Source organism: Salmonella sp. SAL04213 (assembly GCF_046550535.1).
GTDB classification, from domain to species: Bacteria; Pseudomonadota; Gammaproteobacteria; order Enterobacterales; family Enterobacteriaceae; genus Salmonella; species Salmonella enterica.
The window spans coordinates 1-768 of sequence record NZ_JBGDXS010000022.1 but is presented as its reverse complement, the minus strand read 5'-3'; the positions used below and the strand labels follow the sequence as shown (position 1 = coordinate 768).

Below are 768 nucleotides of genomic sequence, written 5' to 3'. Positions count from 1 at the left end.
GGTAATGACTCCAACTTATTGATAGTGTTTTATGTTCAGATAATGCCCGATGACTTTGTCATGCAGCTCCACCGATTTTGAGAACGACAGCGACTTCCGTCCCAGCCGTGCCAGGTGCTGCCTCAGATTCAGGTTATGCCGCTCAATTCGCTGCGTATATCGCTTGCTGATTACGTGCAGCTTTCCCTTCAGGCGGGATTCATACAGCGGCCAGCCATCCGTCATCCATATCACCACGTCAAAGGGTGACAGCAGGCTCATAAGACGCCCCAGCGTCGCCATAGTGCGTTCACCGAATACGTGCGCAACAACCGTCTTCCGGAGCCTGTCATACGCGTAAAACAGCCAGCGCTGGCGCGATTTAGCCCCGACGTATCCCCACTGTTCGTCCATTTCCGCGCAGACGATGACGTCACTGCCCGGCTGTATGCGCGAGGTTACCGACTGCGGCCTGAGTTTTTTAAATGGCGGAAAATCGTGTTGAGGCCAACGCCCATAATGCGGGCGGTTGCCCGGCATCCAACGCCATTCATGGCCATATCAATGATTTTCTGGTGCGTACCGGGTTGAGAAGCGGTGTAAGTGAACTGCAGTTGCCATGTTTTACGGCAGTGAGAGCAGAGATAGCGCTGATGTCCGGCAGTGCTTTTGCCGTTACGCACCACCCCGTCAGTAGCTGAACAGGAGGGACAGCTGATAGAAACAGAAGCCACTGGAGCACCTCAAAAACACCATCATACACTAAATCAGTAAGTTGGCAGCATCACC

At 53.5% G+C, this 768-nt stretch carries 1 protein-coding gene; it reads right to left on the bottom strand.

Translation table 11 applies throughout. From position 1 onward, the window contains the following. Positions 1 to 15: 15 nt before the first annotated feature. Positions 16 to 713, bottom strand: a protein-coding gene (locus tag ACLJPQ_RS22420; RefSeq protein ID WP_095033700.1) for an IS1-like element IS1B family transposase whose coding sequence is annotated in 2 segments (ribosomal slippage) — positions 16 to 464 and positions 464 to 713 — 699 coding nt in all. Because the reading frame shifts where the segments join, the coding sequence is not laid out codon by codon here. Between the last annotated feature and the right edge of the window lie 55 nt (positions 714 to 768).